Consider the following 25,843-nt stretch of genomic DNA (forward strand, 5'->3'; position numbering starts at 1 on the left):
TGCTGATCCGCGGCCCGATCCGTGCCGGGCGACGGGGTCATTGCCGTTGTTCATCGACCGGGTGCGACAGCTGGTAGACGTAGGCGGCGACCACGCGGATCTGGTCGCCGGACAGGCGCGGGCTCCATGCCGGCATGTGGCCTTGGCGTCCTTCGCCGATGGTCTTCTCGATGTCGGCCACGCTGCCGCCATGCAGCCACACCTGGTCGGTGAGGTTGGGTGCACCCAGCGCGGGGTTGCCCTTGCCGTCGGCGCCGTGGCAGGCCGCGCAAGTGGCGAACATCGGCTGGCCGGCGGCGGCCTTCGCCGCGTCGTGCGGTGCGCCGGACAGGCTCAGCACGTACTGCGCCAGGTTCTTGACGTTGTCCGCGCCCAAGCTGGCCCACGGCGGCATCACGCCGCTGCGGCCGTCGTGGATCGAGGTGGTGATGTCGCTGCCGCTGCCGCCGTACAGCCAGTCGCTGTCGGCGAGGTTCGGCGCGCCCAGCGCCACGTTGCCCTTCGCGCTGCGCTGGTGGCAGGCGGCGCAGTTGTCCTCGAACAGCACCTTGCCCATCTGCAGGGCGGCCGGGTCGCTGGCCAGTTGCTCGACCGGGTAGAGCTTGAAGCGCTCCATCAGCGGCGCCAGCTCGGCTTCGTTGGCGGCCACATTGCGGGCCAGTTCGCCATGCGAAGTCCAGCCGAGCACGCCCTTGAAGCTGCCGAAGCCGGGAAACAGCGCCAGGTAGACGAAGCCGGCCACGAACATCGCCCCGGAGAACACCACCCACCACAGCGGCAGCTTGCGCACGCCTTCGCGCAGCACGCCGTGGGCCCAGACGTGACCGCTGGTGCCGTCGGGCAGGGTGGGGATCTTCGCGCGCGGGCCCCACAGGAACAGGAAGAACGTGATGCCCATGTTCAGCACTACCAGGAACATCACCCACAACGACCATCCCGTGCTCATGGGCGATTCTCCTCGGTGCCGGTTTCGGCTTCGTCTTCCATCGGCAGCCTGGCCATGCGGTTGAACGTGGGCTTGTGGTATCTGCGCCAGGCCCAGAACCAGATGCCGATGAAGGTGAACATCATCAGCAGGATGATGGCGCCGGCAACGTGGCCCCAGGCCGGATTCATCGGCGTCATGGCGCACCTCCCGCGCTGGCCGGAGCCGCTGCCGGGTCAGGCTCGTTCCTGATGCCCAGGCCTTGCAGGTAGGCGACCAGGGCGTCCATCTCGGTCTTGCCTTCCACCGCGGCGGGCGCGCTGGCGATGTCCGCATCGCTGTACGGGTCGCCCAGCTTGCGCAGGACGCGCATGCGCGCCTGCACGTCGGCGGCGTCGAGTTTCTTCCCGGCGAGCCACGGGTAGGCGGGCATGTTCGACTGCGGCACGACCTGGCGCGGGTCCATCAGGTGCATGCGCTGCCAATCATCGGAATACTTGCCGCCCACGCGCGCCAGGTCCGGGCCGGTGCGCTTGGAGCCCCACTGGAACGGGCGGTCGTAGACCGATTCGGCAGCGGTCGAGAAGTGGCCGTAGCGCTCGGTCTCGAAACGCAGTGCGCGGATCATCTGCGAGTGGCACAGGTAGCAGCCCTCGCGCACGTAGACGTCCTTGCCGGCCAGCCGCAGCGGGTCGTACGGATGGACCCCGGGCGGCGCTTCCAGCGTGTGCGCCTCGACGAACAGCGGGGTGATCTCGGCCAGGCCGCCCAGCGAGACCATGATGGCGATGCCGACCGCCAGCAGACCGGCGTGTTTTTCGATTGCTTCGAAATGCTTGTAAGCCATGTCGATATCTTCCTCAGCCGGCCGCGGGCAGTGGCGCGGGTACCTGATGCGGCACCGGTTCGGGGATGGGCACGGGAATCGGCTTGATCAGCCGCGCGCGGGCGTCGGACGCCGTATGCCAGAGGTTCCACGCCATCACCCACATGCCCGACAGGATGAACACGCCCCCCAACCAGCGGATGACGTACATCGGCTTGATCGCGATCAGGCTGTCCAGGAAACCGTAGGTCAGCGCACCGTCGGGGTTGGTGGCGCGCCACATCAGGCCTTCGGTGACGCCGGCGGTCCACATCGAGCCCACGTACAGCAAGGTGCCCATGATGTGCAGCCAGAAGTGCACTTCCATGCCCTTGTGCGAATACATCTCCGGCCGCCCCAGTGCGCGGGGCGCCATCGCGTAGAGCGAGCCGATGGTGATCATCGCGACCCAGCCCAGCGAGCCGGAGTGCACGTGGGCGATGGTCCAGTCGGTATAGTGCGACAGCGAGTTCACCGTCTTGATCGCCATCATCGAGCCTTCGAAGGTCGAGGCGGCGTAGAACACCAGCGATATCACCATGAACTTCGCGGCGGGGTCGGTCTTCAGCCGCCACCACGAACCGTTGAACGTGAGCAGGCCGTTCGCCGCCGAGCCCAGGCTGGGCATCAGCAGCACCAGCGAGAAGGCCATGCCCACCGACTGCACCCAGTCGGGCAGGGCGGTGTACATCAGGTGGTGCGCGCCGGCCCACATGTAGACCGAGATCAGCGCCCAGAAATTGACGATCGAGAAACGGTAGCTCCACAGTGGCTGCTGCGCCTGCCGTGGCACGAAGTAGTACATCATTCCCAGGAAGCCGGCGGTGAGGAAGAACGCCACCGCGTTGTGGCCGTACCACCACTGCACCATCGCGTCGACCACGCCGGAATAGATCGGGTACGACTTGGTCCACGACACCGGCAGGGCCAGGTTGTTGACGATGTGCAACAGGCCCACGGCGATGATGAACGCGCCGTAGTACCAGTTCGCCACGTAGATGTGCTTGATGCGCCGGCGCGCCAGGCTGCCGAAGAACACCACGCCGAAACTCACCCAGACCACCGCGATCAGGATGTCGATGAACCATTCCGGCTCGGCGTATTCCTTGCTCTGGGTCAGCCCCAGCGGCATCGTGGTCATCGCCAGCACGCAGACCAGTTGCCAGCCCCAGAAGGTGAACCCGGCCAGCTTGGTGAACGCCAGGCGGGCATGGCCGGTGCGCTGCACCACGTAGTAGCAGGTACCCATCAGCGCCGAGCCGCCGAAGGCGAAGATCACGCCGAAGGTGTGGTCGGGCCGGATGCGGCTGAAGGTCAGCCACGGGATCTCGAAGTTCAGCGCCGGCCACATCAGTTCGGCGGCGGCGTAGACGCCGACGGACATGCCGATGATGCCCCATACGGCGGCGGCCAGCAGGAACTGGCGCACGACCCTGTCGTTGTAATACTCGGTGTTCGGCATGGGGTTTCCCGGCTGGATAACTGCGCAATTTTAAGAGAAGCATGAGGCGCCGTATTGACTCCGATCAAGCCGCTGCGTCAATTCGTCCATGGGACGAGCCTGCAGAAAGCCCCGGGCCAGCGCGCGCCCGTTCAGCCTGCGCCGATTTGCCACGGAAGGGCAGTCCCGATCGGGTATTCTTGCCGGCATCGCCGCGAACCATCGCGACCTGTTATCCGGTTGAATCCATGAGTGAGATGGCTGTACAGAAAGCGCGCCCGGCCGAGCCGGCGCAACGCCGGCCCAGCGTGGCCGTGCATGTGGGCAAGGTGAAGGTGGGCGGCGGTGCGCCGATCGTGGTGCAGTCGATGACCAACACCGACACCGAAGATCCGGCCAGCACCGCGAAACAGATCGCCGAGCTGGCTCGTGCCGGCTCCGAGATGGTGCGCATCACGGTCAACACGCCGGCCGCGGCGGCCGCGGTGCCGCGCATCGCCGAGCGGCTGGCGATGATGGGCGTGGACGTGCCGATCGTGGGCGACTTCCACTACAACGGCCACCTGCTGCTCGAGCGCGAGCCGGCCTGCGCCGAGGCGCTGGCGAAGTACCGGATCAATCCGGGCAACGTCGGCTTCGGCAAGAAGCACGAAAGCCAGTTCGCCTCGATCATCGAAAAGGCGCTGCGCTATGACAAGCCGGTGCGCATCGGCGCCAACTGGGGCTCGCTGGACCAGGGCATGGTCGCCGCGCTGATGGACGAGAATGCGCAGCGCGCTGACCCGTGGGACGCCTCGCACGTGGCGCGCGAGGCGCTGATCCGCTCGGCGCTGGACTCGGCGGCGCTGGCCGAGAAGCTTGGCCTGCCGCGCGACCGCATCATCCTGTCGTGCAAGGTCTCCGGCGTGCAGGAGCTGATCGCGGTGTATCGCGATCTGGCGATCCGCTGCGATTACGCGCTGCATCTTGGCCTGACCGAGGCCGGCATGGGTTCCAAGGGCATCACTGCCTCGGCCGCGGCGCTGGCCGTGCTGCTGCAGGAAGGCATCGGCGACACCATCCGCATCTCGCTCACGCCCGAACCCGGCGCCTCGCGCACCGGTGAGGTGATCGTGGCGCAGGAACTGCTGCAGACCATGGGCCTGCGCTCGTTCACCCCGCTGGTCACCGCCTGCCCGGGTTGCGGCCGCACCACCAGCGAGTTCTTCCAGGAGCTGGCCAAGACCGTGCAGGAACACGTGCGCGAGCAGATGCCGCTGTGGCGGGTGCAGTACGACGGCGTGGAAAACCTCACCCTGGCGGTGATGGGTTGCATCGTCAACGGCCCGGGCGAATCCAAGCACGCCAACATCGGCATTTCGCTGCCTGGCAACGGCGAAGCACCGGCGGCGCCGGTGTTCATCGACGGCGAGAAGGCGATGACCTTGCGTGGCGACAATATCGCCAACGAATTCGTGGGCATCCTCGACGATTACGTGGCGCGCAAGTACACCGCCCGGGCCGGTTGATCGCGGCTGGAACGGGTTGGCCGGTCAACCGTCCGTGTGGCTTGCCATGCAGGGCTGGAGCAGTTCGGGCGTCAGATCCGCCCAGCTGCCGATCCGTCCGGGCAACCGGCCCAGTCGCGCCACTTGTTGCAGGTAGGTCGTGCGGGGAATCTCGACGGCGCCCAGGCCCAGCGTGTGCGGGTTGCTGACCTGGGTGTCGAGCAGGGGAAAGCCCATCGCGTGCAGCAGTTGAGCGAGGGCGACCAGCGCCAGCTTCGAGCCGCCGCTTTCGGCGCTGAACATCGACTCGCCGCAGAACAGCCGACCGATCGCCACGCCGTAGATGCCGCCGACCAGGCGCTCGCCGTCCCACACTTCAATGCTGTGCGCATGGCCCAGCCGATGCAGTTGCACATAGGCGTCGATCATCGCCGGCACCAGCCAGGTGCCCGAGTCGTCGCGGCGCGGCTGTGCGCAGGCGCGGATCACCTGTTCGAACGCGTGGTCGACGGTGAGGCGCCAGTGCCGGCCACGGAGTTGCCGCCGCAGGCTGCGGTTGAGGTGGACGCTGGCGGTGTCGAAGGTGCAGCGCGGGTCGGGCGACCACCACAGGATCGGCTCGCCCTCGCTGAACCACGGAAAGATGCCCTGGCTGTACGCGGCCAGCAGGCGCTCCGGACCCAGGTCGCCGCCGAAGGCCAGCAGGCCGTTGGGTTCGGTCAGCGCCTCGCCGGGGTCGGGAAAGCGGTCCCATTGATGGGCGTCCAACAGGGGCAGGCGAATCATCGGGGTGCCGCCTCGCGCTGGGCATAGGGACTGTGCGCGGCGAGTTCCGCCGCGTAATCATCGACCGCCGCGGCCTCGTCGGCGAGCGCGTTCGCCACGGCGGCGCGAAAGTCCCGGTTGACCAGGTAATGGCGGGAATGCGTTCGCGCGGGCAGGAATCCCCGCGCCAGTTTGTGTTCGCCTTGCGCGCCCGGTTCGAAACGCTGCAGCCCCTGCGCGATGGCGTAGTCGATGCCGCGGTAGTAGCACAGTTCGAAATGCAGTCCCGGCACGTCCACGCTGGCGCCCCAGTAGCGACCGTACAGCACGTTGCCGCCCTGGACGAACAGCGCCATCGCCACGATGTGGCCGTCGTCGCGTGCCAGCGCCAGCTGGATCGCCGGACCCAGTTCGCCCAGCCGACCGAAGAATGTGGAGGTCAGCGCGGCGTGGTTGCCCTTCATCTCGAATGTCGCTTCGTACAGCTCATGCACGCGCGACCATTCCCCATCGCTCAGGCTGTCGCCAGGGCGCCATTCCACGGCCAGCCCGCTGGCGGCGACCTGGCGGCGTTCGTGCACGATGTTCTTGCGTTTCTTGTGGTTCAGCGCGGCCAGGAAGTCGGCGAAATCGCGATAGCTCCGGTTGTGCCAGTGGAACTGCACGTCCGACCGCGCCAGCCAGTCATCGCCGAATGCGGCCAGTTCGTCCGCTTGCAGGAAGTTAGCGTGCACCGACGACAAGCCAAGCCGGTCGCATTCGGCGCGCATGGCATCCACCAGCGCGCGTTGCAGATCCAGGCGCCCCGTGCCGTTGCCGGCGAGCAAGCGCGGACCGGGCACCGGCGAGTAGGGCACGCCGTTGAGAAGTTTCGGGTAGTAATCGCCACCGGCGCGCTCCCACGCGCTGGCCCAGCTCCAGTCGAACACGAACTCGCCGTGCGAGTTGCCCTTCAGGTACAGCGGCGCGGCGGCAACCAGTCGGCCGTCGTCGTACAGGCCCAAGTGATGTGCCTGCCAGCCCCAGTCGGGGCGGATGCAGCCGCTGCTTTCCAGCGCCTGCAGAAAAGCGTGCGACACGAATGGATTGGCGTCCGCGCGCAACGCATCCCACGCCGCGGCAGGCAGTTCGGCGATCGCGGCGTGGAAGCGGATGTCGTGCATGGGGTGGGTGTGGGTACCTTGATGTCGGGGATTCGGGAATACGGGGATATGGGTGCGATGCTAGGCCGCTCTTTTGGCGTCATTCCCGCGAAAGCGGGAATCCATGTGGCTGTTTCGCCAAGACAGAATGGATTCCCGCTTTCGCGGGAATGACGGCTGTTCAGAAGAGTGCGCTGAACGCGATGCTCTTGCGATTCCCGATTCCCGATTCCCGATTCCCGATTCCGGCCCTCAGACCACCGGCGTCTGCTGGTCGAGCCAGCGCTCGGCGTCCAGCGCGGCCATGCAGCCGAAACCGGCCGAGGTCACGGCCTGGCGATACACGTGGTCGGCGACGTCGCCGGCGGCGAATACGCCCGGCACCGAGGTCATCGTGGCCATGCCGCCCTGGCCGCTGTGGATCCTGATGTAGCCGTCGTGCATGTCGAGCTGGCCTTCGAAGATGCCGGTGTTCGGCGTGTGGCCGATCGCCACGAAGAAGCCGGTGGCCTCGATGTCGCGGGTGACGCCGGAGTTGACGTCCTTCACGCGCACGCCGGTGACGCCGCTGTCGTCGCCGAGCACTTCGTCGATGGTGTGGTTCCAGACCAGCTCGATCTTGCCGGCGGCGGCCTTCTCGAACAGCTTGTCCTGCATGATCTTCTCGGCGCGCAGCTTGTCGCGGCGATGCACCAGGTAGACCTTGCGGCCGATGTTGGCCAGGTACAGCGCTTCCTCGACCGCGGTATTGCCGCCGCCGATCACCACCACGTCCTGGTCGCGGAAGAAGAAGCCGTCACAGGTGGCGCAGGCGGATACGCCCTTGCCCTTGAACTTCTCTTCGCTGGCGATGCCCAGGTACTTGGCGGTGGCGCCGGTGGTGACGATCAGCGCGTCACAGGTGTATTCGCCGGAGTCGCCCTTGAGCCGGAAGGGCTTCTGCTTCAGGTCGACCGTGTGGATGTGGTCGAAGATCATCTCGGTGTGGAAGCGCTCGGCGTGCTCGGCCATGCGCTGCATCAGTGCCGGGCCCTGCAGGCCCTCGACGTCACCCGGCCAGTTGTCCACGTCGGTGGTGGTCATCAGCTGGCCACCCTGCTGCAGGCCGGTGATCATGGTCGGCTTCAGGTTGGCGCGCGCCGCATACACCGCTGCGGTGTAGCCGGCGGGGCCGGAGCCGAGGATCAGCAGGCGGCTGTGCTTGGGGGTGCTCATGGTTATAATCCTTGGGTTTGCTGGTGACTTGAGTGGCTATTCGCTCCAGCCCACGCGGCGGTTTCATCACCATGCGCGGGCTGACAACGACAAAGCGCACGAACCCCGGAAGGATGGGGAATACGCAGCACCGATTCAAGGTGCCGGCAGATCAACGACACCACCGCGGCGGTTGCGCGATGGATTTACAACGTGCTCCCACAGGATTCTTTCTCCATGCGTATCGGTATCCCCTCCGAAACCAAGACCCTTGAAGGTCGTGTTGCCCTCGTTCCCGCCGCCGCCGCCGACCTGGTGCGTCGTGGCCATGAAGTGTTCATCCAGTCCGGCGCCGGACTGAAGAGCGGCTTTGCCGACGAGGCCTATGTCAAGGAAGGCATCAAGATCGTGCCGGACGCCGCGGCGCTGTATGAAGCGGGCGAGCTGATCGTCAAGGTGAAGGAGCCGATCGCCGGCGACCTGGCCCTGCTGAAGAAGCATCACCTGCTGTTCTGCTACCTGCACCTGGCTGCCGAACCGGCGCTGACCAAGAGCCTGCTCGACATCGGCCTGACCGGCGTGGCGTTCGAATCGGTGGAAGAGAACGGCGGCCTGCCGCTGCTGCTGCCGATGTCGGTGATCGCCGGCCGTATCGCCACGCAGATCGGCACCACCCTGCTGCATCGTCCGCAGGGCGGCAAGGGCAAGCTGCTGGGCGGCATGGCCTCGACCTCGCGCGGCAAGGTGGTGGTGCTGGGCGGTGGTGCCGCAGGCAAGGCCGCGGCCTCGCTGGCGGCGGCTGCCGGTGCGCGCGTGGTGGTGTTCGACAAGCGCCAGGATCGCCTGGCCGAAATGATGGAACTGGCCCCCAACGTCACCGCGCTGTACGCCTACGAGTCGTCCGTGGCCGAGGAAGTGCGCGATGCCGACATCGTGGTCGGCGCCGTGCTGGTGCCCAGTGCCAAGGCGCCGCGGGTGGTCACCGAAGAAATGGTCAAGACGATGGAGCCGGGCAGCGTGCTGGTGGACATCGCGATCGACCAGGGCGGCTGCTTCGAGACCTCCAGGCCGACCACCTGGAAGGAGCCGACCTACGACGTGCATGGCGTCACCCACTTCTGCGTGACCAACATGCCCGGCGCCGTGCCGCAGACCTCGTCGCTGGCGATCTCCGCCGCAATCCTGCCCTATGTGCAGCGCCTGGCCGCCGGCAACGAGTGGCGCGAGTTCGAGCCGCTGAAGGTCGGCATCAACGTCGATGGCGGCAAGCTGGTGCATCCGGCGCTGCAAGGTATGCTCTGACCCTTGGCAGTCAGGAAGGGGGCACCCAAGGTGGCGCGAAGCGCAAACGTGAAGCAAAAACCGAGGGAAGGCCTCAGCGAGGAGCTGAAGCGCCGGCTGCGTGAAGCCGGCGCCCTGCTGCTGCTGCCGCTGGCGGTATACCTGCTGGTATGCCTGTTCAGCTACAACCCGCATGACCCCAGCTGGACCAATGCGGGCCAGCTGGAGCATGCGCACAATTTCGGCGGCACCGTCGGCGCGTACATCGCCGACCTGCTGCGCTGGATCTTCGGCCTGGTGGCCTACTGCTTCCCGCTGCTGCTGCTGTTGCTGGGCGTGCAGGTGCTGCGCCAGCGTGCCGACGAACGGGTGGTGCATCCGTGGGAACCGGCGCTGCGGCTGATCGGCTTCGTGTTCTTCTTCATCACCGGGCCGGCGCTGCTCTATCTGAATTTCCATGACGAGCCGGTGCTGCCCCAGGGCGTGGGCGGCATCATCGGCGTGTGGGTCGGCGATGCGCTGCTCAGCGCGTTCGGCGACAAGGGCGCGCCGCTGCTGTTGCTGGCGCTGTTCCTGATCGCCGTGACCCTGGCCACCGGGCTGTCCTGGTTCCGCGTGATGGACTGGACCGGGCAGGGCGTGCTGAGGCTGGCCGGCTGGCTGCGCGGCAAGTTGCGCGAGGCGCCGCAGGCGATGGCCGCGCGGCAGGCGCGCACCGAACGCGAAGTGGTGAAGAAGGCCGACGCGGTGCGCCAGGCCAAGCGCGAGCCGGTGCGCATCGAGGCGCCCCCCGCGCCGGTGACGCGCAGCGAACGGGCCCGGCTGGAAACGCAGATCCCGCTGTTCGTCGGCGCCGCCACGCCGGGCGAGTTGCCGCCGCTGTCGCTGCTGGACGAAGCGCCGCCCCAAGGGCCGGGCTATTCCGAGGAAACCCTCGAAGTGCTCTCGCGCCAGGTCGAGTTCAAGCTGAAAGACTTCAGGATCGACGTGAAGGTGGTCGGCGCCTATCCCGGCCCGGTGATCACCCGTTTCGAGATGGAGCCGGCGCCCGGCATCCGCGGCTCGCAGGTGTCGAGCCTGGACAAGGACATCGCCCGCGGGCTGTCGGTGGTCAGCGTGCGCGTGGTCGACGTGATCCCCGGCAAGAACGTGATCGGCCTGGAGATCCCCAACACGCACAAGCAGATCGTCTACCTCTCCGAGATCCTGCGTTCGGACAAGTACGACCAGCTGAAGTCGCCGCTGGCGCTGGCGCTGGGCAAGGACATCGGCGGGAAACCCATCGTGGTCGACCTCGGCAAGATGCCGCATCTGCTGGTGGCCGGCACCACCGGTTCCGGCAAGTCGGTGGCGGTCAACGCGATGGTGCTGAGCCTGCTGTACAAGGCCAGCCCCAAGGATGTGCGGATGATCATGATCGACCCGAAGATGCTGGAGCTCTCGGTGTACGAGGGCATCCCGCACCTGCTGGCGCCGGTGGTCACCGACATGAAGGAAGCGGCCAACGCATTGCGCTGGTGCGTGGCCGAGATGGAACGCCGCTACAAGCTGATGGCCGCGGTGGGCGTGCGCAACCTGGCCGGCTTCAACAAGAAGGTGAAGGACGCCGAGAACGCCGGCCAGCCGCTGCTGGACCCCTTGTTCCGGCCCAACCCGGAAATGCCGAACCTGGCGGCCGAGCCGCTGGAGCCGCTGCCGTACATCGTGATCATCATCGACGAGTTCGCCGACATGATGATGATCGTCGGCAAGAAGGTGGAGGAGCTGATCGCGCGCCTGGCGCAGAAGGCGCGCGCCGCCGGCGTGCACCTGATCCTGGCCACCCAGCGTCCGTCGGTGGACGTGATCACCGGCCTGATCAAGGCCAACATCCCGACTCGCATCGCGTTCCAGGTGTCCAGCAAGATCGACTCGCGCACGATTCTTGATCAGTCCGGCGCCGAAGCGCTGCTTGGCCACGGCGACATGCTCTACCTGCCGCCGGGCACCGCCACGCCCGAGCGCGTGCACGGCGCCTTCGTCGACGACCACGAGGTGCATGGCGTGGTCAACTGGTTGCGCTCGCAGGGTGCGCCGAACTACATCGAGGGCGTGCTGGAAGAAGTGCAGGCCACCAGCGACGGCAAGTTCATCAACGACTCCGGCCTGCCGCAGGAAGGCGAGGAAGGCGGCGATGCCGACACCCAGCTGTACGACAAGGCGGTGGCCGTGGTCACCCAGACGCGGCGCGCCTCGATCTCCGGCGTGCAGCGGCATCTGCGCATCGGCTACAACCGGGCCGCGCGACTGGTCGAGCAGATGGAGCAGGACGGCGTGGTCAGTGCGCCCCAACACAATGGCAACCGCGAAGTGCTGGCGCCGCCACCGCCGAAGAACTGAAGTCGGCGCACCCTGTGCGCTCCTACGGTTCGGTTAAGCCAGCACTGCCCACAATTCCTTCCATCGTCATTCTCGGGGAATCCGATGAAACGCTTCATGCTCGTCCTGTCCGCTGCCGCGCTGTTGCTGAGTGCCGCGGCGCAGGCCGCCACCGGCCCGGCGCGGGCGCGGCTGGATACCTTTGCCACCGGCCTGCATTCGCTGACCGGCAATTTCAGCCAGACCCTGACCGACATCAACGGCAGCACCAGCAAGAACAGCTCCGGCACGCTGGCCCTGCAGGCGCCGCGGCAGTTCCGCTGGGACACCGTGAAGCCGTACCAGCAGACCATCGTCGCCGATGGCAGCCGGGTGTGGCTGTACGACCCGGAGCTGGAGCAGGTGACGGTGCGCATCCAGAGCAGCGAGGAATCGCACAGCCCGCTCACCGTGCTGACCGACCTCAAGCAGATGGACAAGGACTTCAAGGTCGTCGAGCAGGGCGAGCATGACGGCCTGGTCTGGCTGCGGCTCAGCTCCACCGCGAAGGACCCGCAGTTCGACTACGCCGACCTCGGCTTCGACGCCAATGGCCTGGCCCGCATGACGTTCCGCGACCAGCTCGGTTCCACCACCGACATCCGCTTTTCCAACTGGCAGCGCAACGCACCGATCCCGCCGGCCACCTTCAACTTCGTGCCGCCGCAGGGCGCCGACGTGATCGGCGACCTGCCGGTGATCACCACCCAGCCGCTGAAAGACTGATCCGCCGATGCCCGTCCTGCGTCAATTGCCGGGTTGGGCCTGGGTGGGCGGCGGCGTGCTGGCCTTCATTGCCGGCATCGTCAATGCGGCCGGCTACCTCGGCTTCCGCCACCAGGCGATCACCAACCTGACCGGATCGACGACCCTGCTGGGCGCGTCGCTGGGCACTGCCGATGGACCCGAAATCGTGCATTGGGGATTGTCGGTCGCGGCCTTCGTTTTCGGTGCCGTGCTCAGCGGGATCATCGTGCAGCAGCACACGCTCAAGCTCGGCCGGCGCTACGGACTGGCGCTGGTGCTGGAGTCGCTGCTGCTGTTTGCCGCCGTGCCCCTGATGACCCGCGGCAATCCGGCGGGGATCTACCTGGCATCGATCGCCATCGGCCTGCAGAACGGCATGGCCAGCACGTATAGCGGCATGGTGTTCCGCACCACCCACGTGTCGGGCATGTTCACCGACCTTGGCATTTACATCGGGCAACGCCTGCGCGGCCTGCAGGTCGATACCTTGCGCATCCGCGTCTGCGTGTTGGTGGTCACCGCCTTCACCCTCGGCGGCGCGGCCGGCGCGCTGCTGTTCAAGCTGATGCAGGAGCGCACCTTGCTGGTGCCGGCGGCGCTCACCGGCCTGTGCGGCCTGGGCTACAGCATCTACCGCCAGTACCGGATCAGCATGGAACGGCGCGCCGGCGTCGGTTGATCGAGGCCCGTTTTCAACTGGGCGGGCGCTGATCCTGGCCCGCTTTCAGTCGGGTGGTCGCTGATCCTGGCCAGCTTTCAGCTGGCCAGGGCGCAGCAGTTGCGGCCGTTGCGCTTGGCCTGGTACAGCGCCTTGTCGGTGCGCGACAACCACGATTCGAAGGCTTCATGCGGCTGCCGCTGGGCGATGCCGATGCTGGCCGTCACCATCACCGGCGAGCCGTCGTGGACCAGGATCATGCCGGCCAGTTCGACGCGGATGCGCTCGATGATCTCGTGCGCCTGCTGCAGGTGGGTATCGGGCAGGCACAGCACGAATTCCTCGCCGCCGTAGCGTCCGATCAGGTCGGTGTGCCGGCAATGCCGCGTGATCACCTCGACCGCCTGGCAGATCACCGTGTCGCCGGCCTGGTGGCCGTGCGTGTCGTTGATCAGCTTGAAGCGATCCAGGTCGAACAGGGCCATGCAGGCGACGCCGTCGGGCGATTTCTCGCTGAGCGTGCGCACCAGTTCCAGGAAGCGCCGGCGGTTGAAGACGCCGGTCAGCCCGTCGGTGCTGGCCAGTTCGTCGAGTCGTCGATTGGCGGCCAGCAGCGCCTGCGTATGTTCGTCGATCTCGCGCTGCAGCCGGCGCGCCTGGTGCCGCAGATAGAGCGTGCGCAGGTGCACCAGCAGCACGATCAGCCCCAGCAGCAGGATGGCGGCGGCGATCCGGGTGCGCGTGGTCTCGTACCAGTATGGGCTGACCAGCACCGTCAGTTGCGTTTCGGCCGTGCGCGGCTGCAGGCCCTGAGTGGTCGCCACCAGGCGCAGTCGATAACTGCCGTGGGGCAGGTTGGTGTAGTTGGCGCTGGGCGCGCTGCCCTTGGGGATGTCGGTCCAACTCTGGTCGAAACCTTCCAGGCGGTAGCGATACGTCGTCTCCATCGCGGCCTGGTAGTCGAGCAGGGCGAAGTTCAGGCGCAGGTTGTGGGTGTCGCCATCGAGCCGGATGCTGCCGCCATCGCCGGGCAGCTTGCCGAACGGCACCAGCACCCCGTTGACCTCGGCGCGGGTGATCACCAGCGGAGCCAGCGCACTGGCCGGCGGCTGCCAGTGGGGGCGGATCACGGTCAGTCCGGCCTGGCCGCCGAACAGCAGTTCGCCGGTGGGTGCGCGGGCGGCGGCGATGCTGACGTAGCTGGCGATGTGCAGGCCGTCGCGGGCGCCGAGGTTGGCCACCGCCAGGGTCTGGCTGTCGACCCGCGCCACGCCGTTCGACAGGCTGGCCCAGATCTGTCCGCCGTCATCGGCCAGCACGGTGTTGACATTGTCGCTGGACAGGCCGTCGCCGGTGCCGATGGTCCGCGCGCTCCAGGTGCCGTCGTCCTGCTGGTGCAGCACGCTGAGCCCACCCAGGGTGCTGGCCCACACGCGTCCGTCCGCGGCGGCCATCAGCGAGCTGATGTAGTCCTGCGGCAGGCTGGTGGGGTCGCCGCGACGATGCAGCAGATTGGTGAAGCTGGTGGGCAGGCTGTTGCCGCGGGCGATGCTGATGCCGCGACTGGTGGCGTACCACCACTCGCTGCCCGCGCGCACGATTTCGCGCACCGTGTTGCTGGCCAGGCTGGCCGGATCGCCGGCACGGTGGCCGAGATGTTCCAGCGCATGCGTGCGCGGGTCGTAGCGATAGATGCCGTCGTAAGTGCCGATCACCACGCGGTCGCCATCGGGCTTCAGGCCCAGCACGGGCTTGTCGTGCAGCTCGGGCACGATCGAGTTCTCGATCGCCAGCGTATCGGGATCAATCCTCGCCAGGCCTTGCGTGCCGACCAGGATCGAACCGTCGGCAGCCTCGGTGATGCTGTGCACGCCGCGCTGGATCTGGCTGCCGGCCAGCAGCAGGTGCTTCATGCGCCCGGCCTTCAGGTCGATGATGTCGATGTGCCCCGCGCCCAGTCCCAGCCAGATCCGGGCGCGACTGTCGACGAAGATCGCCCGCACATTGGACGTGCTCAGCGCGTTCGGGTCCAGCGGCGAGGGCAGCAGCGAGAACGCGGTGTGGATGCCCCGGTGCGTACGCGCCACCCCCAGGTCGGTGGCGACCCACAGGTTGCCGGCACGATCGAGCAGCAGCGATCGCACCGAGTCGCCCGGCAGCGATGAATGCACCGCCGGATCGTGGGCGATCGCGTGGGTGGCGGTATTGCCGGGCGTGTATTCGATGACGCCGTTGCCGTCGGTGGCGATCCACACCTTGTCGTCGGCCACCTCCAGCATGTCGCGCACGGTGGGGTGGCGTGCACCGTTGGCGTAGCCGCTGAAACCGGGCACGCCGTGCCAGTCACCATCGGCGTCGCGCCAGGCTGCGCCGGCCTGCACGCTGCCCACCCACAATCGCCCGGCGCGATCCTGCAGGATGCTCCAGATCTGGTCACCCAGCACGGTGCCGGCGTCCTGGTCGACGGACGTTTCGCGAACGAACGCGGCGCTGCCGCGGTGGCGTACGAACAAACCGCTGTTGTTGCCCAGCCAGACGTTGCCGTCGCGATCCTGCAGCACGCTGAAATTGCGCGCCGCCGTCGCCTTGCCGGTGTCGACGCGGCGAATGGCGCCGCTGGCCAGGTCGAGATGGTCAAGCCCGCCCTCGGTGGCGACCCAGACGCCACCGGCGCGATCGCTGCTGATCGCGTAGACCTTGTGATCGGACAGCCCCTGCGGACCGACCGGATACACCTTGAAGCTGTTGTCGCTGGGGTCGAACCGGACCAGGCCGCCCGCGTTGGTGCCGATCAGCAGGCCGCCATCGGGCAACGCGTACAGCGAACGCACATAGTTGTCGGGCAGGCCGGGGCTGTTGTTACTGCGGGTGCCCAGCACCTCGATGCGGTATCCGTCGTAGCGGACCAGCCCGCCGATGGTGCCGATCCAGATCAACCCGCTGCGATCCTGCACCACGGCCGTGGTGGTGGAGTGCGGAATGCCTTCGGCGATGTCCAGCGTGCTGAACCATGGCGCATCGAACGGCGACCAGGGGTCGGGGTCGGTGCCGCTGGCCCGAACCGGCGCGAACGCCGTCAACAGGCACAGCAGCAACCCGACCAGGGTCGCGCAGTGCAGCTGGCGACCCGATCGCGTCACGGATCGAGCAGGCTGCATGGCAGGCATGTGCTGCTCGCGCCCGCCCGCAAGATGGTCCGCTTGAACGATTCCCCCGTACCCGACTTCATCCTGCCCGCGCCCCCCGGCCTGTCCGTGCGGACATGGGCCGCACGGTGCCGCCATTCTAGCGGTATTTTGCGAGCTTTCCGGAGCCCGGTCGGTGGGGGGACGATGCCTTATCATGGCCCGATGCCACGCCCGACTTCCCCCGTCTCCCCAGGCCTGTTCGCCGAACCCGAAGCGCTCAAGCCGCTGGCCGAGCGCATGCGCCCCACCAGCATCGACGAAATCGTGGGCCAGCAGCGCCTGGTCGGCCCGGACAAGGCGCTGCGTCGCGCGCTGGAGGCCGGCAAGATCCACTCGATGGTGCTGTGGGGGCCGCCCGGCTGCGGCAAGACCACGCTGGCGCTGCTGGTGGCGCGCTACGCCGATGCGGATTTCCGCGCGATCTCGGCCGTGCTCTCGGGCCTGCCGGACGTGCGCAAGGCGCTGGCCGAGGCCGAGGTGAACTTCGCCCAGGGCCGGCGCACCGTGCTGTTCGTCGACGAGGTGCACCGCTTCAACAAGACCCAGCAGGATGCGTTCCTGCCGCACATCGAACGCGGCGTGATCATCTTCATCGGCGCCACCACCGAGAACCCCTCGTTCGAACTGAACTCCGCGCTGCTGTCGCGCTGCCGCGTGCACGTGCTGGAGCCGGTCTCCACCGCCGACATCATCGCCGCGCTGAAACGCGCACTGGCCGACAACGAACGCGGCCTCGGCGAGCTGCAGCTGCAGGTGTCGGACGAGTCGCTGGACTCGATTGCCCAGGCCGCCGACGGCGACGTGCGCCGCGCGCTGACCCTGCTGGAAATCGCCGCCGAGCTGGCCCACGAACGCACCATCGACGAAACCACGCTGAGCCAGGTGTTGGCCGACCGCACCCGCCGCTTCGACAAGCAGGGCGAGCAGTTCTACGACCAGATCTCGGCGCTGCACAAATCCGTGCGCTCGTCCGATCCCGACGCCGCGGTGTACTGGCTGTGCCGCATGCTCGATGGCGGCGTCGACCCGCTGTACCTCGCGCGCCGCATGACCCGCATGGCGGTCGAAGACGTGGGCCTGGCCGAACCGCGCGCCTGGCGCATGGCGCTGGACGCGTGGGATACCTACGAGCGCCTGGGCAGCCCCGAGGGCGAGCTGGGCCTGGCCCAGCTGGCGATCTGGCTGGCCATCTCACCCAAGAGCAACGCGGCCTACATGGCCTACAACAAGGCCCGCGACGCGGTGCGCCAGGGCGGCACGCTGGAAGTGCCGATGCACCTCCGCAACGCGCCGACGAAACTGATGAAGGGCATGGGTTACGGCAAGGGCTACCAGTACGACCACGACGCCGAAGGCGGCATCGCGCTGGACCAGCAATGCCTGCCCGACGAACTGGTCGGCAGCGTGTTCTACGAACCGGTCGAACGTGGCCTGGAACTGCAACTGCGCGAAAAACTGCTGGCCCTGCGCGCCGCCCGCGAAAAAGCCCGCGGCGGCTGATTCCGCTGCTGCACGCTCCCTTGCCGTTGCCGCGATGCCCGGCATAGATTCGGCCCGTCAGCCGGGAAGGGGTGAACCATGCGCGTACTCGTGGCGGGTCTGATCGGCGGCATCGTGATCTTCGTATGGGGCGTGCTGGCGCACATGGCGCTGGGACTGGGCAACGTCGGCATCCAGCTGCCGGCCAACGAGAACGTGGTGCTGAACAGCCTGCATGAAGGGCTAGGCAACCAGGCAGGCGTCTACATTCTGCCGTCGCTGGACCCGAAGCAGATGGGCGACGAGGCGGTGATCAAGGCCTACTCGGCCAAGGCTGCGACCTCGCCGTATGCGTGGGTGGTCTACCTGCCGCAAGGCGACGACATGATGCAGATGGGCCCGCAAATCGGACGGCAATGGGCATCGGACACGCTCGCCGCCCTGGCGCTGGCCTGCATCCTCGGACTGGCCGGAATGGGCTTCCGCCGGCGCATCGGCGTGGCGGCCACCGCCGCCGTGTTCGCCTGGCTGAGCACGATGCTGCCGTACTGGAACTGGTACCGCTTCCCGCTCGACTTCACCCTGGCCGCCTTGGTCGAACAACTCGTCGGCTGGCTGCTCGCCGGCGCCGCGATGGCCTGGTGGCTGGGCCGCAGCGAACGCAAACTGGCCACCTAAAAGCCCAGATCCAACTCGCGCAGCCGGTTCTCGCTCCCTCCCTGCGACCGCAGGAAGTCCCCTTGTGGGACGTGCAGCAGGGGAGGGCCGGGGAGGGGTGAAGCCCCCACGAAAACAAGTTCTAGCCAGTGCCGGGTTCAAACAACAGATTCTGGCCCGCGCAGCGAGAGAAACCCCACACCACCCGCACCAACATTGCAGCCACCACCACCCCCCAGCGATAATTCCCGGTTCAAGCCTTCACCCGGACTTCGCTCATGCTGGATCCCTCCCTGCTGCGTTCGCGCCTCGCCGAAACCGCCGCACGCCTCGCCGAAACCCGTGGCTACACGTTGGACGTCACCGCGGTCGAGTCGCTGGAGAACAGCCGCAAGCAACTGGCGATGGAAACGCAGGAGCTCCAGAACCTGCGCAACACCCGCTCCAAGGCGATCGGCCAGGCCAAGGCGAAAGGCGAGGACGTGGCGCCGCTGATGGCGGAAGTCGCCGGCATCGGCGACAAGCTCAAGGCCAACGAACAGGCGCTGGCCGAGGTGCAGGCGAAGCTCGCCGACATCGCGCTGGGCATCCCGAACATCCCGCACGAGTCGGTGCCGATCGGCAAGGACGAACACGGCAACGTCGAAACCAGCCGCTGGGGCACGCCGCGCACGTTCGACTTCGCGGTGAAAGACCACGTCGAGCTGGGCGAAACCCATGGCTGGCTCGACGGCGACGCCGGCGCCAAGCTCTCCGGCGCGCGCTTCACCGTGCTGCGCGGCCAACTGGCCCACCTGCACCGCGCGCTCGGCCAGTTCATGCTCGATCTGCACACCAGCGAGCACGGTTATCTCGAGTGCAACGTGCCGGTGATCGTCAACGCCGACAGCATGCAGGGCACCGGCCAGCTGCCGAAGTTCGAGGAAGACCTGTTCGCCACCGAAGTGGGCGAGACCAAGCGCTACCTGATCCCCACCGCCGAAGTCTCGCTGACCAACCTGGTGCGCGACACCATCCAGGACGCCGACGCGCTGCCGCTGCGCATGACCGCGCACACCCTGTGCTTCCGTGCCGAGGCCGGCAGCTATGGCCGCGACACCCGCGGCATGATCCGCCAGCACCAGTTCGAGAAAGTCGAGATGGTGCACATCGCCCGCGCCGACCAATCACACGCGCAGCTCGAAGAAATGGTCGGCCACGCCGAAACCGTGCTGCAGAAACTCGGCCTGCCGTATCGCAAGATGCTGTTGTGCAGCGGCGACATGGGCTTCACCGCGGTCAAGACCTACGACCTCGAAGTGTGGCTGCCCAGCCAGCAGACCTACCGCGAAATCTCCAGCTGCTCCAACTGCGAAGACTTCCAGGCCCGCCGCCTGCAGGCCCGCGTGCGCAACGCGGAAACCGGCAAGCCCGAACTCGTCCACACCTTGAACGGCTCCGGCCTCGCCATCGGCCGCACCCTGATCGCCGTGATGGAAAACAACCAGAACGCCGACGGCTCGATCACCGTACCCGAAGTGCTGCGCCCGTACATGGCCGGGCTGGATCGCATCGCGTGAACACCGTGGTCACGTCGGCTGGCAAGTGGGACAAGGTCGAGTTCTACACCAGCTACTTCCTGATGCTGGTGCTGCTCTCGGTCCTCGGCATGCGCCTCGGTTTCGATGGCGTATGGCAGATGCCGAAGATCGACCTGGCACTGTCGATCATCGCGCTGCTGCTGGTCATCGGCAGCTTCTGGTTCGCCCGCCACAACCGCCGCCTGCGCCTGTGCATCATCGCCTTCGCCAGCGCCACCCAACTGGTGCCGATGGTCATTCGCGAACCGGTGTTGCTGTTCCCGCTACTGGGGGCGCTGATTCCGGTGGCGATTCTGGTGGGGTGCCTGGTCGCGCTGTCGAAGAAGCGTCCCGGCGGTCATCCGCAGAGTGGTTCCTGATAGCATGGCGACCCTCGCAGAGGATCGCGAACAAGTTTGGAGAGATGGCCGAGTGGTTTAAGGCAGCAGTCTTGACGCGGAGGCAGGAGCCGAAGCGGACAGCGGCGCAGCCGCTGGCCCCGAAGGGGTGGAGGGCAGGATGCCCGGAACAAAACTGCCGTAGTGGCGCGCAACGCGCGCCTTGCTGCAGACAACGAGCTTATGGAGAGATGGCCGAGCGGTTTAAGGCAGCAGTCTTGAAAACTGCCGTAGGTGTAAGCCTACCGTGGGTTCGAATCCCACTCTCTCCGCCACAAACGCAAAGCGCCCCTACGGGGCGTTTTGCGTTTGTGATGGTAACGACTGGGATGAGACCCACCGGTTACTCGGCTCATCCTGTGCCTCGCCCTGCGGGCCATCGGCTGCGCCGATGTTCGACTACGGCATCCTGCCTACGTCGTCGATGAATCCGTCTGGAACGAATTCGAACAGCCCCTGGCTGGCCCCGTAGCGCGCAGCGCCGAGGCTCACGGATGAGCCGAACAATCCCACACTCTCCGCCATCCTCAAGGGGAGGGTGAACCTGTCCCGTTCCTGGTCACGCTCGAAGGCGTCACCGGTGCGCTAGCCTGGCGCCGCGGCTGGCACGGCATCGCGGTCTGTGACTGGTCGGTGCGATACCTGGCATATGGAAGCGGATCCGGATATCTCAGGAAGAGCTCGCGAAAGAGGTGCCTGGCTCGGAGAGCGTGCCGACGTTTCCAGAGGTGCATCATGGTGTGGCTGTATCTGCGCGGCGGGCGACTTGAGCAAAACCCGACACGCGCCAGCGAACCAGCTGATATCCACACCACCGCGATCGGCACAATCTGAGACCACCCCGCGAGTCAGGAAACAAACCGACAGGTGTCCGGCGCTAGCCGACGCTGCAACATCAGGCGGAAGCGGACGAGATGGTCGCTGCGCTTCAGAGCGCAGAAGTGCACGCCAAGCTGCAGCGATGGGTGCCCGACACGGGGGCCGCTGGCGTATTGATTGGAGAGCGGCGCCAGGACTGCGAACTGTTCATGCGTAGTAAGAGGCCACGCGGGAGCCGCGTGGCCTAGGATCGTTACAGCGTCGCGAGCGACGCGACAGCGCCTTTGTTGTCGATCGCTCGTTCCTGCGACTTATCGCGCTTGATCGGTTTCGGGGCGGAAACTGCCACCGGGCAATATCGCAGGCACGTGGCGTAGGTGGTGTCGCAGGTCGTCTTGCCGGATGCAACGCACGCGTAATACGCCGCCATGCAGGTGGGGCAATTGGGCTGCGCAGTGGCTGGCTGAGATGAAAACAGCGACCCTGCTGCGACGGCAGCGAGAGCCAAACAGGTCAGTCGTATATTCATGCTTACGTCTCCCTGACGCTCCGATATTGGAGCCAGTGAATCGTCCGTCCCTCAAGCACGATGAAGTGTGACCAGATAGACGTTTCGATGTAGGAAGAGGCTGATTGTTTTGAACGCCCACGCCTGCCTCCTGCCAAGCCCTCATCGAAATACATGGTCGAGCCTCGCGTTCGACATCAGGTCGGAAACCGGAAACCGGGACGGAGGAAGTTAAGCAGTGCTGACTTCCCTGGCATCCTTGGTCAGACCGACTGAAGTGGATTTTTTCCGCCTCGCGTCACCAACAGTCCTGTCGGGAACCATGCAATCGCTCCGCAACGAAGCGCGGACGAATGCAGTGTCCGCGCTCGCACCTCCCGTTCCGGCGGTCTTGCACTTCACCTGACCACCCGATAATCTCCAAACCCCTTCCACCAACCGAGCCTGGAGGTCGCTGACCATGATTGTTCATTCCACGATTTCCGCCGGGTTGGCGCTGCGCTGATACACGCGCCCCGGATCGCCGTTCGTCGGCCGATCCGCCGTTCTTCCTGATACGCGTCGAACCCGGCGTTTCGTTCAACCACCTGCATGGGTGGTTGCTGCGTTCTGTCTTTATCCGGGGTTCCACGTATGTATTCCCAGACTTTTACGCTGTTCCAGCTCGGCTGGCGGTTGAGCTATTCGCACGATCTGACCCTGCAGGATTTCGAGGCCGGTTATCCGGCCCGGGTCGTGGGAGTGCATCGCAACGCGTTGTCGGTGCTGTCTGCACGTGGTGCGGCCAGCGTCACCCTGTCGGCGGCAGTCGAACCCGCGATCACGGTGGGCGACTGGCTGTTGCTTGAAATGGAGGCGCCGCGAGTGTTGCGGTTACTCGAGCGGCAATCCCTGATCGCCCGCATCGCGGCAGGTTCGGAGCATCGGCTGCAGGCGATCGCCGCCAACCTCGACACGCTCTTCATCGTCACCTCGTGCAACGACGACTTCAACCTGTCGCGGCTGGAGCGCTACCTGGCGGTCGCTTTCGAGGCGGGCGTCGAACCGGTCATCGTGTTGACCAAGGCGGATCTGTGCGATGGCGTCGGAAGCTACCTCGACGCGGTGCGCACGATCGCGCCCGCCGTCGCCAGCGTGCCGATCGACGCGACCTCGGCGGCTTGTGCCGAACCGCTGGCGGGCTGGCTGGGCGGTGGGCAGACGGTGGCCTTTGTTGGTTCGTCCGGCGTCGGCAAGTCGACGCTGGCCAATACCCTCATGGGCAGCGCGGCCCAGGCCACCGGAGGGATTCGTGAGGACGATGCCCGCGGCCGTCACACCACCACGGCGCGCGAGATGTTTGCGTTGCCGTCGGGCGCGTGGGTCATCGACACGCCGGGAATGCGCGAGCTGCGTGTCGGCGCTGTCGAAACGGGCATGAGTGCCGCGTTCGATGACATCGAACGGCTCGCTGCGCAGTGCCGCTTTCACGACTGCCGCCACCAGGGCGACCGCGGATGCGCGGTGGAGCATGCCATCGCCGCCGGCACGCTGGACGGCCGCCGGCTCGCGAACTACCGCAAGCTGCAGCGCGAGGCCGCTCAGGCGGCGCGTTCGACGAAGGAACGTCGCGAGCACGATCGCCACTACGGCGTGTTGAACCGCAATGCGCAACGGCTGCAGCGCGAGAAGAAGGGACGCGACTACTGAGCGTGCGGGGCGAGGCTTTGTCCGAGCCCCTCATGTACGCGCAGGACGGAACCTGGGAACAGGCGCCGGGGACGGCACCTGCTGGAGCATGGTCATTTCCGCGATGTTCGACGGCCGCCCGTTGACCGGGCCGCCCTGGCCCTGGGGTTTCGAGCGCCGGCACTGGCTGCGACATGACGCCAGTAATCGTCGAGCAAGCCCGCGCAACGCGCCTGCAGGAAGGTTTTCAGCTGCGTGATCGTCGGCGTCAGCCGTGAGCGGTCCGCACAGATGAGGTTGAGCGGGGAGGGCTCGCCATGGGCCGGCGGAAAGATCTCGACCAGGCGGCCGGCGCGCAGATCCGGAATGAGGTCGAGGCGCGATTTGTAGACAATCCCTTCGCCAGCCACCGCCCAGCGACGGACGGTGTCCGCGTCGTCGCTGATGCGATTGCCCGATACGCTGACGGTCTTGTTGCCGCCGGGCAGGGTGAACAGCCAGCGTTCGTGGAGTTGTTCGCTCCACACGAAGCGCAGGCAATTGTGCTGCCTGAGATCGTCCACGCTGGCGGGCGTGCCCGCACGCTCCAGGTAGGCAGGTGCCGCGCATAACGCGCGTCGGTTGTTGTTGACGAGCGGTATGGCGACCAGCGACGAGTCCGACAATGCGCCGTAGCGCACGACCGCATCCAGCGGTTCGCGGGTCAGGGCGGCGGCGCGATCGCTCATCCGCACGTGCAGCGACAGCGCGGGATGCAGGCGCTGGAATTCGTCGAGCCAGCCCAGCAGAAGATTCCTTCCGAAGTCCGAAGGCACCGACAGACGAAGGCTGCCGGACAGCGTGTCCTGGCCGCTGGCCAGCGCGCGCTGGCCTTGCGATTGCGCCTCGAGCATGGCACGCGCATGCGGCAGGTACCGCTCGCCCTCGGTCGACAGTTGCATGCTTCGGGTGGAGCGCACGAACAACCGGGTATCCAGCGCCTTTTCCAGTCGCTGCACCGCGGCGCTGGCCAGGCCGGGGGCGATATTGAGCTGGCGAGCCGCCTCGGAAAAGCTCTGCGCTTCGACCGCCTGCACGAAGATCTGGATGTCGTCGAGTCGGATCATTTTCTTTGAAAGTCGGAAAGTGTTACCGACATTAACCCATTTTTCGACAAAGCGAGACTCGCCAGACTGTGCCCCTCACCACACCGGGCGCACGCCATGAAAGCTGTCGGCTTCTACCAGAATCTTCCGATCGATCACCCCGAGGCCTTGCAGGACATCGAGGTCGCCACGCCGGAGTTGCGCGACCACGATCTGCTTGTCGAAGTGAAAGCCGTCTCGGTGAATCCGGTGGACACCAAGATCCGGGCTCATGGCGAGGTTCCGGACGGAGCCGCGCGCATCCCGGGTTGGGATGCCGCCGGGATCGTCCGGGCGACGGGACCGCTGGCCACGCATTTCAAGCCCGGCGATCGCGTCTGGTATGCAGGTGACATCACGCGGCCGGGCAGCAGCAGCGAGCTGCATGCGGTCGACGAGCGCATCGTGGGTCCGATGCCCCGGTCGCTGGATTTAGCCGAAGCGGCTTCGCTGCCGCTGACCGCCATCACCGCGTGGGAACTGCTGTTCGACCGCCTGCGCATCCACGAAGTCGATCCCACCGAGAACACCGTGCTGCTGGTGACGGGTGCGGCCGGCGGCGTGGGTTCCATTCTGACCCAGCTCGCACGCCGGTTGACCGGCGTCACCATCATCGGCACGGCTTCGCGGGCGGAGACGCGCGAGTGGGTGCTGGCGCACGGCGCCCACCACGTCATCAACCATCGCGAGCCGTGGGCGCCGCAGTTGTCGGCGTTGGGCATCGAGGAAGTCGATTTCGTGGTGGGACTCAACGAGAGCGCCGGCTACGTGCCGCAGATCGCCGCGGTGATGCGCCCGGAAGGCAAGTTCGCGCTGATCGACGATCCGAAGATGCTCGACATCGGGCCGTTCAAGAACAAGTCCATTTCGATCCATTGGGAGCTGATGTACACGCGCCCGATTTTCACCACGCGCAGCATCGCCCGCCAGCACGCCTTGCTGCGTCGCATGGCCGAACTGGTCGATCGTGGCGATGTCGTGCACACGCTCACCCGACGCATCGACGGCCTCGATGCCGCCGGCCTGCGCCAGGCCCACGCGCTGGTCGAGGCCGGCAACATGATCGGCAAAGTCGTCGTTGCCGCTCGCTAATCCATCACTCCCGGGAACTGCCATGAATGCATCAACCACCACACTCAGCCTGGAAGCCGCGCAGGCACTGCTCGGCCACGCCCGTTCGGCATGCGCCGAGCGCGGCTTCGCCGCCACCATCGCCATCACCGATGCGGGCGGCCACCTGCGCGCCTTCGAACGCGCGGACAGCGCTCCCTTCCTGACCGCCGAGGTGGCCATGGACAAGGCCTGGACTGCTGCATCGTTCGGCACGTCCACGCATCAGTGGAATCAGTACATGGGCGAGCCGACGGTGGCGCCGTTGGGAGGGCATCCGCGGCTGATGGCGGTGGGCGGCGGCGTGCCGATCATCCTCGACGGCCAGCTTGCCGGTGGCATCGGCATTTCCGGCGGCACGGCTGCGCAGGATCACGAAGCGGCTGAAGCGGCGCTCCGGACGTTGGGGTTGCTGGCCTGAGCCATTGCTG

Annotated in this window: 22 protein-coding genes and 1 tRNA gene; 13 read left to right on the top strand and 10 right to left on the bottom strand. The window is 66.6% G+C overall.

Annotated features, from left to right (window positions below):
- Positions 1-37: 37 nt before the first annotated feature.
- The 4 genes from ccoP to ccoN are packed head-to-tail and all read right to left on the bottom strand — an operon-like array spanning position 38 to position 3,252.
- A complete protein-coding gene (gene ccoP / locus ASD82_RS16975) occupies positions 38-946 on the bottom strand; it encodes a cytochrome-c oxidase, cbb3-type subunit III (protein WP_056719018.1) in 909 nt (302 codons plus the stop codon).
- On the bottom strand, positions 943-1,125 hold the full coding sequence (locus tag ASD82_RS16980) for a cbb3-type cytochrome c oxidase subunit 3 (RefSeq protein WP_056719020.1): 183 nt from the start codon (positions 1,123-1,125) through the stop codon (positions 943-945). The genes ccoP and ASD82_RS16980 overlap by 4 nt, the downstream gene beginning before the upstream one ends.
- Entirely contained in the window at positions 1,122-1,772 is a 651-nt protein-coding gene (gene ccoO / locus ASD82_RS16985) for a cytochrome-c oxidase, cbb3-type subunit II (RefSeq protein WP_056719022.1), read from the bottom strand. Before ccoO ends, ASD82_RS16980 begins: the two co-directional genes overlap by 4 nt.
- Positions 1,773-1,785: 13 nt before the next feature.
- The gene (gene ccoN / locus ASD82_RS16990) at positions 1,786-3,252 is read right to left on the bottom strand and encodes a cytochrome-c oxidase, cbb3-type subunit I (RefSeq protein ID WP_056719023.1); all 1,467 of its coding nucleotides are present in this window, start codon (positions 3,250-3,252) and stop codon (positions 1,786-1,788) included.
- Between the two features lie 227 nt (positions 3,253-3,479).
- On the opposite strand from ccoN, the gene ispG reads away from it, so the two are divergent.
- On the top strand, positions 3,480-4,739 hold the full coding sequence (ispG, locus tag ASD82_RS16995; protein WP_056719024.1) for a flavodoxin-dependent (E)-4-hydroxy-3-methylbut-2-enyl-diphosphate synthase: 1,260 nt from the start codon (positions 3,480-3,482) through the stop codon (positions 4,737-4,739).
- A gap of 24 nt (positions 4,740-4,763) precedes the next feature.
- Here ispG and aat read toward each other — a convergent pair whose 3' ends face one another.
- From aat to trxB, 3 genes are all read right to left on the bottom strand, one after another.
- Entirely contained in the window at positions 4,764-5,504 is a 741-nt protein-coding gene (aat, locus tag ASD82_RS17000) for a leucyl/phenylalanyl-tRNA--protein transferase (RefSeq protein WP_056719033.1), read from the bottom strand.
- Positions 5,501-6,646 (bottom strand): GNAT family N-acetyltransferase, encoded by a 1,146-nt coding sequence (locus tag ASD82_RS17005; RefSeq protein WP_056719036.1) that lies wholly within the window; start codon positions 6,644-6,646, stop codon positions 5,501-5,503. The genes aat and ASD82_RS17005 overlap by 4 nt, the downstream gene beginning before the upstream one ends.
- A 231-nt stretch (positions 6,647-6,877) precedes the next feature.
- On the bottom strand, positions 6,878-7,840 hold the full coding sequence (trxB, locus tag ASD82_RS17010) for a thioredoxin-disulfide reductase (RefSeq protein WP_056719038.1): 963 nt from the start codon (positions 7,838-7,840) through the stop codon (positions 6,878-6,880).
- A 216-nt stretch (positions 7,841-8,056) separates the two neighbouring features.
- On the opposite strand from trxB, the gene ald reads away from it, so the two are divergent.
- The 4 genes from ald to ASD82_RS17030 all read left to right on the top strand — a co-directional run bounded on the left by ald (position 8,057) and on the right by ASD82_RS17030 (position 12,923).
- Positions 8,057-9,121: an alanine dehydrogenase gene (gene ald, locus ASD82_RS17015; protein ID WP_056719040.1), complete on the top strand. Its 1,065-nt coding sequence runs from the start codon at positions 8,057-8,059 to the stop codon at positions 9,119-9,121.
- A gap of 30 nt (positions 9,122-9,151) precedes the next feature.
- Positions 9,152-11,479, top strand: coding sequence for a DNA translocase FtsK (locus ASD82_RS17020; protein ID WP_056719042.1), 2,328 nt, complete (start codon positions 9,152-9,154; stop codon positions 11,477-11,479).
- An 84-nt stretch (positions 11,480-11,563) separates the two neighbouring features.
- On the top strand, positions 11,564-12,223 hold the full coding sequence (lolA, locus tag ASD82_RS17025) for an outer membrane lipoprotein chaperone LolA (protein ID WP_056719044.1): 660 nt from the start codon (positions 11,564-11,566) through the stop codon (positions 12,221-12,223).
- Between the two features lie 7 nt (positions 12,224-12,230).
- The gene (locus ASD82_RS17030) at positions 12,231-12,923 is read left to right on the top strand and encodes a YoaK family protein (RefSeq protein WP_056719047.1); all 693 of its coding nucleotides are present in this window, start codon (positions 12,231-12,233) and stop codon (positions 12,921-12,923) included.
- Positions 12,924-13,000: 77 nt separating this feature from the next.
- On the opposite strand, the gene ASD82_RS17035 is transcribed toward ASD82_RS17030, so the two are convergent.
- Positions 13,001-16,042, bottom strand: coding sequence for a ligand-binding sensor domain-containing diguanylate cyclase (locus tag ASD82_RS17035; protein WP_235580747.1), 3,042 nt, complete (start codon positions 16,040-16,042; stop codon positions 13,001-13,003).
- 210 nt (positions 16,043-16,252) lie between these two features.
- On the opposite strand from ASD82_RS17035, the gene ASD82_RS17040 reads away from it, so the two are divergent.
- The 5 genes from ASD82_RS17040 to ASD82_RS17060 all read left to right on the top strand — a co-directional run bounded on the left by ASD82_RS17040 (position 16,253) and on the right by ASD82_RS17060 (position 20,458).
- A complete protein-coding gene (locus ASD82_RS17040) occupies positions 16,253-17,590 on the top strand; it encodes a replication-associated recombination protein A (RefSeq protein ID WP_056719049.1) in 1,338 nt (445 codons plus the stop codon).
- Between the two features lie 78 nt (positions 17,591-17,668).
- Positions 17,669-18,247: a hypothetical protein gene (locus ASD82_RS17045; RefSeq protein WP_056719051.1), complete on the top strand. Its 579-nt coding sequence runs from the start codon at positions 17,669-17,671 to the stop codon at positions 18,245-18,247.
- A gap of 257 nt (positions 18,248-18,504) precedes the next feature.
- Entirely contained in the window at positions 18,505-19,785 is a 1,281-nt protein-coding gene (serS, locus tag ASD82_RS17050) for a serine--tRNA ligase (protein ID WP_056719053.1), read from the top strand.
- A complete protein-coding gene (locus ASD82_RS17055; protein WP_056719054.1) occupies positions 19,782-20,165 on the top strand; it encodes a hypothetical protein in 384 nt (127 codons plus the stop codon). Before serS ends, ASD82_RS17055 begins: the two co-directional genes overlap by 4 nt.
- A 203-nt stretch (positions 20,166-20,368) precedes the next feature.
- A tRNA-Ser gene (locus ASD82_RS17060) sits at positions 20,369-20,458 on the top strand.
- Between the two features lie 797 nt (positions 20,459-21,255).
- On the opposite strand, the gene ASD82_RS17860 is transcribed toward ASD82_RS17060, so the two are convergent.
- A complete protein-coding gene (locus tag ASD82_RS17860; protein WP_157598924.1) occupies positions 21,256-21,531 on the bottom strand; it encodes a hypothetical protein in 276 nt (91 codons plus the stop codon).
- A gap of 612 nt (positions 21,532-22,143) precedes the next feature.
- Here ASD82_RS17860 and rsgA point away from each other — a divergent pair.
- Entirely contained in the window at positions 22,144-23,199 is a 1,056-nt protein-coding gene (gene rsgA, locus ASD82_RS17065; protein WP_056719056.1) for a ribosome small subunit-dependent GTPase A, read from the top strand.
- A 92-nt stretch (positions 23,200-23,291) separates the two neighbouring features.
- On the opposite strand, the gene ASD82_RS17070 is transcribed toward rsgA, so the two are convergent.
- Positions 23,292-24,284, bottom strand: a complete 993-nt coding sequence (locus ASD82_RS17070; protein WP_056719058.1) for a LysR family transcriptional regulator — start codon at positions 24,282-24,284, stop codon at positions 23,292-23,294.
- A 96-nt stretch (positions 24,285-24,380) separates the two neighbouring features.
- On the opposite strand from ASD82_RS17070, the gene ASD82_RS17075 reads away from it, so the two are divergent.
- Complete coding sequence (locus tag ASD82_RS17075) at positions 24,381-25,394, top strand: zinc-binding alcohol dehydrogenase family protein (protein ID WP_056719060.1); 1,014 nt, start codon at positions 24,381-24,383, stop codon at positions 25,392-25,394.
- A 22-nt stretch (positions 25,395-25,416) separates the two neighbouring features.
- Positions 25,417-25,833, top strand: coding sequence for a heme-binding protein (locus ASD82_RS17080; protein WP_056719062.1), 417 nt, complete (start codon positions 25,417-25,419; stop codon positions 25,831-25,833).
- Positions 25,834-25,843 lie beyond the last annotated feature (10 nt).

The organism is Rhodanobacter sp. Root179, from assembly GCF_001428465.1.
Lineage (GTDB): Bacteria > Pseudomonadota > Gammaproteobacteria > Xanthomonadales > Rhodanobacteraceae > Rhodanobacter.